The 4,648-nt window shown below is 72.1% G+C and carries 5 protein-coding genes; 2 read left to right on the forward strand and 3 right to left on the reverse strand.

The genetic code is table 11. The features are described 5' to 3' along the window. Positions 1-381: 381 nt before the first annotated feature. Positions 382-726: a DUF952 domain-containing protein gene (locus GPJ59_RS33670; RefSeq protein ID WP_219671729.1), complete on the forward strand. Its 345-nt coding sequence runs from the start codon at positions 382-384 to the stop codon at positions 724-726. A 67-nt stretch (positions 727-793) separates the two neighbouring features. Continuing rightward, positions 794-1,489 (forward strand): nucleotidyltransferase domain-containing protein, encoded by a 696-nt coding sequence (locus GPJ59_RS33675; protein WP_219671730.1) that lies wholly within the window; start codon positions 794-796, stop codon positions 1,487-1,489. Between the two features lie 357 nt (positions 1,490-1,846). Here the strand turns inward: GPJ59_RS33675 and GPJ59_RS33680 are convergent, their stop codons facing one another. From GPJ59_RS33680 to GPJ59_RS33690, 3 genes are all read right to left on the reverse strand, one after another. Then, a complete protein-coding gene (locus GPJ59_RS33680) occupies positions 1,847-2,875 on the reverse strand; it encodes an ADP-ribosylglycohydrolase family protein (protein ID WP_219671731.1) in 1,029 nt (342 codons plus the stop codon). Then, entirely contained in the window at positions 2,872-3,609 is a 738-nt protein-coding gene (locus GPJ59_RS33685) for an NUDIX hydrolase (protein ID WP_219671733.1), read from the reverse strand. The genes GPJ59_RS33680 and GPJ59_RS33685 overlap by 4 nt, the downstream gene beginning before the upstream one ends. A gap of 128 nt (positions 3,610-3,737) precedes the next feature. Beyond that, a partial coding sequence (locus GPJ59_RS33690) for a pseudouridine synthase (RefSeq protein WP_219671735.1) occupies positions 3,738-4,648 on the reverse strand: 911 nt, incomplete at its 5' end.

The raw sequence follows: 4,648 nt of genomic DNA on the forward strand, positions 1-4,648 counted from the left end.
GCGGGTCGGCGGCCGGCGTCAAGAGCGCCCTTCGGGCGTCGCTTGCGCGATGTCGCTGCGCTCCACCCTTGACACCGACCACCGCCCCACCCAGACACAGACTGACGAGCAGGCACCGAGGGAGGGACGGCAGGGGGAAGCCATGGTCATCCGAGCCCCGCGATGACGCCCCGGCCGAAGCCCTCTTGGCAGGAACGCGCCCTTCGGGCGGTATGCCCTGGCGATTGCGCGCCCCGGCCGGCAGGCCGGGGCGGAGTCCGGGCGCGTCCGATCGCTACGCGCTTCTGTCGTCTCGGCGTCCACCTGGCCGTCATTCTTCTGATGTGGCGTCGGGCGGCTGCTGACACCACCGGGGGCGGCGCCTGCGGTAGAACGAGCGGCATGATCTTTCATGTTGTTCCGCTTGTTGATTGGGCCGCCGAGCCCGACCTGCCGTATGCACCGCCGTCGCTCGATTCCGAGGGGTTCGTGCACTGTTCGGCGGACCGGCCCACCGTTCTGGAGATCGCCGAGTCGCACTACCGGGACGTTCCGGGGACGCTGCTCGCCGTCGAGCTCGACGAGCGGGCGCTGACCTCCGAGGTCCGCCGGGAGGGTGAATCGGGTGCCCGTTATCCGCACGTCCACGGTCCCCTGGACCGGGCGGCCGCCGTCCGGCTCTGGGAGGTCGTACGGGAATCGGGGCAGCCCGCCTCGCTCGTACTGTGGGAACCGGGTGCCGCGTGACCCGCGCGGCGGATGTTTGGTGAAATCACGCTCGCGTAGCCGCCCGGGGTGCGCCTACCCTCGCCCGATGGACGAGCGGACTCCCCTGGCGCTGGTGCGCGACCACACCATCTACTCCTGTGTGATGGGCTCGCGCGCCTTCGGGCTGGCGACGGACGCGAGTGACACCGACAGGCGCGGTGTCTATCTCGCCCCGACGCCGCTGTTCTGGGGGTTCGAGAAGCCTCCGACGCATGTGGAAGGCCCGCTGGAGGAGCAGTTCTCATGGGAGCTGGAACGCTTCTGCGGGCTCGCGCTCACCGCCAACCCCAACATCCTGGAGTGCCTGCACTCCCCCCTCGTGGAGGTCGTCACCCCGGTCGGCGAGGAACTCCTGTCCCTGCGGGAGGCCTTCCTCTCCCGCCGGGCCCATGTGACCTTCACCCGCTACGCCGTCTCGCAGCGCCGCAAGCTGGAGGCGGACGTGCGGCAGCACGGCGCCCCGCGCTGGAAGCACGCCATGCACTTGGTGCGGCTGTTGCTGTCCTGTCGTGATCTGCTGCGCTCTGGGCGGCTCGTCATCGACGTGGGCGAGCAGCGCGACCGGCTGCTCGCGGTCAAGCGCGGGGAGGCGGACTGGGCGGAGGTCGAGGCGTGGATGGACCGGCTGGCGGCGGAGGCCGGGGCCGCGCTGGACGGCAGCCCTCTCCCGGAGGAGCCGGACCGGGAGCGTGTTGAGGACTTTCTGTTGCGTACTCGGCGTGCGTCCGCCCTGCTCTGCTGAGCACCGCCGCATACCTGCCCGATGAGCGACCCGTCCGTGGATTCCGCCCCTCCGTGGATCCCACCCGTCTGCGGATTCCGCCCTCCGTGGATTCCGTCCCTCCGTGGATCCCACCCGTCTGCCGATTCCGCCCTCCGTGGATCCCGCCCGTCCGTGGATCCCGCCCGTCCGTGGATTCCGCCCCTCCGTGGATCCCACCCGTCTGCGGATTCCGCCCTCCGTGGATTCCGTCCCTCCGTGGATCCCACCCGTCTGCCACCCGTCTGCCGATTCCGCCCTCCGTGGATCCCGCCCGTCCGTGGATCCCGCCCGTCCGTGGATTCCGCCCTCCGTGGATTCCGTCCCTCCGTGGTCGCCCTACGCGTCCCACAGTGTGCCGAAGGCCAGCAGTTCCTCGCGGTACTCGATGCGGCCCTCCCAGTCGCGGGGCCAGGCGTCCGCGCCCAGGTGGGCGCCTGCGAAGGCGCCCGTCAGGCAGGCGATGGAGTCGGAGTCGCCAGCGGTGCAGGCTGCCCGGCGCAGTGCCGTCAGGGGCTCGTCGGGGAACAGCAGGAAGCAGTGCAGGGCGGTGGCGAGGGCTTCCTCGGCAATCCAGCCCTCGCCCGTGGCCAGGCAGGGGTCGGTCTCCGGGGAGGGTGCGCGCAGGGCCGCGGCGAGCCGGTCCAGGGCGGCCAGGCACTCGTCCCAGCCGCGGGCCATGAACGACTCCGGCGAGGCGTCGGAGGCCGTACGCATCCACAGGTCGCCGAGCCAGCGCTGGTGGTACGTCGTGCGCTGCTGGAGTGCGTACGAGCGCAACCGGCCGACCAGGCCGGTCACTTCGGCCCCCTGTGCCAGCAGGAACACCGCGTGGGCGGTCAGGTCGGACGCGGCCAGGGCGGTGGGGTGGCCGTGGGTGAGGGCGGACTGGAGCTGGGCCGCGCCCGCCCGTTCCTCCTGCGTCCAGCCCGGCACCAGGCCCACCGGCACGACCCGCATGTTCGCGCCGCAGCCCTTGGAGCCGGTCTGGCTGGCGTCGTGCCAGTCGCGCTGCGGGTCCTTGAGGAGGTTGCAGGCGCGCAGGCAGGTGTTGCCGGGGGCGCGGTTGTTCTCCGGGGACTGGTACCAGTCTACGAATTCCTCGCGGACCGGGTGAGTCAGCCGGAGCGGGCCGAGGGGGCCGCGGGCCGTGGCTGTGCGGATGCCGCGGGCCAGGGCCAGGGTCATCTGGGTGTCGTCCGTGACGATCGCCGGGCGGGGCAGCCGCATCTCCCGCCACGGGCCGCACTTGGCGAGGATGCCGGGGACGTCGTTGAACTCGGTCGGGAAGCCCAGGGCGTCCCCGAGCGCCAGGCCGATGAGCGCGCCCGTCGCGGCTCGTTCGGTCGGAGTCCTCGTCAGCGTCATCGTCGGTGTCCTTCCGGGCGGAGCAGGGGTGGGTGGAGGGCTGTGGCGGGGCCCGCCTTGTAGAGGGCGGCGGGTTTGCCGCGCCCGCCGGTCAGCCGGGCGGCGCCCGGCACGGCCTCGACGAATCCGGGCGTGGCGAGCACCTTGCGGCGGAAGTTGGGGCGGTCGAGCGGGGTCGACCAGACCGTCTCGTAGACGGCCTGGAGCTCGCCGAGGGTGAACTCGGGCGGGCAGAAGGCGGTGGCCAGGCAGGTGTACTCCAGCTTGGCGCCGATCCGGGAGCGGGCGTCCGCCAGGATGGCCGCGTGGTCGAAGGCGAGTTCGCCCGCGTCCGCGACGGGCACCCAGCGGGCGTGTGCCGCGTCGCCGCCGCCGTCGGGCGCCGGCTCCGGCAGGTCGGGCACCAGCGCCGTGAAGGCCACCGAGACGATCCGCATCCGCGGGTCGCGGTCCGGCTCGCTGTACGTCCGCAGCTGCTCCAGGTGGAGCGCGGCCACCACCTCGTCGGCCAGGCCGGTCTCCTCGGCCAGCTCGCGGCGGGCCGCCGTCTCCGCGGACTCCCGGGGCAGCACGAAGCCGCCGGGCAGCGCCCAGGCGCCGGCGTACGGTTCCTGGCCGCGCCGGATCAGCAGGACGTGCAGCGAGCCGGACCGCACCGTGAAGACGGCCAGATCGGCCGCCACCGCGAACGGCTCGTAGGCGTGTGGGTCATAGCCGTCGTACCCGTCCGACATCTCCACCCCTTTTTATAGTCACTCCGACTATAAAAGGGCCGTGGTGTGGTGGCAAGGGCTGTCGGCCGGTTCTTGCATGCCGAAGCCCGCGGCGCCGTGTGGCGCCGCGGGCTTCGGGAAGGTACGGGCTACAGGTCGACCTCGCGCATGAGCATGCCGACCTCGGTGTTGGTCAGGCGGCGCAGCCAGCCGGACTTCTGGTCGCCGAGCTCGATCGGGCCGAAGGACGTGCGGACCAGCTTCTCCACCGGGAAGCCGGCCTCGGCGAGCATGCGGCGGACGATGTGCTTGCGGCCCTCGTGGAGGGTCACCTCGACCAGGTAGTTCTTGCCGACCTGGTCGACCACGCGGAAGTGGTCGGCGCGCGCCCAGCCGTCCTCCAGCTGGATGCCCGACTGGAGGCGCTTGCCGATCTCGCGCGGCAGCGGGCCGGTGATGGCCGCGAGGTACGTCTTCTGCACGCCGTACTTCGGGTGGGTCAGCCGGTGGGCCAGCTCGCCGTGGTTGGTGAGCAGGATGATGCCCTCGGTCTCCGTGTCGAGCCGGCCGACGTGGAACAGCCGGGTCTCGCGGTTGGTGACGTAGTCGCCGAGGCACTGGCGGCCGTCGGGGTCCTCCATGGTGGAGACCACGCCGGCCGGCTTGTTCAGTGCGAAGAAGAGGTACGACTGGGTGGCGACGGTCAGGCCGTCCACCTTGATCTCGTCCTTCTGCGGGTCGACGCGCATGCCCTGCTCGGTGACGATGCGGCCGTTGACCTCGACGCGGGCCTGCTCGATGAGCTCCTCGCAGGCGCGGCGCGAGCCCATGCCGGCGCGGGCGAGCACCTTCTGCAGCCGCTCGCCCTCCTGCTCGGCGCCGGGGAAGGTCTTGGGGGTCCTGATCTCGGGCTTGTTCGCGTAGCGCTCGCGGTTGCGCTCCTCGATCCGGGCGTCGTACTCGCGGGGGCGGGACTGGCCGGAGCGGGAGCCGTAGCCGCCGCCCTTGCCGCCCTGGGGGGCCTTGGGGGCTCCCTTGGCGCCGCCGCGGGCCGCGGAGC

The organism is Streptomyces bambusae, from assembly GCF_019400985.1.
GTDB lineage: Bacteria > Actinomycetota > Actinomycetes > Streptomycetales > Streptomycetaceae > Streptomyces > Streptomyces bambusae_A.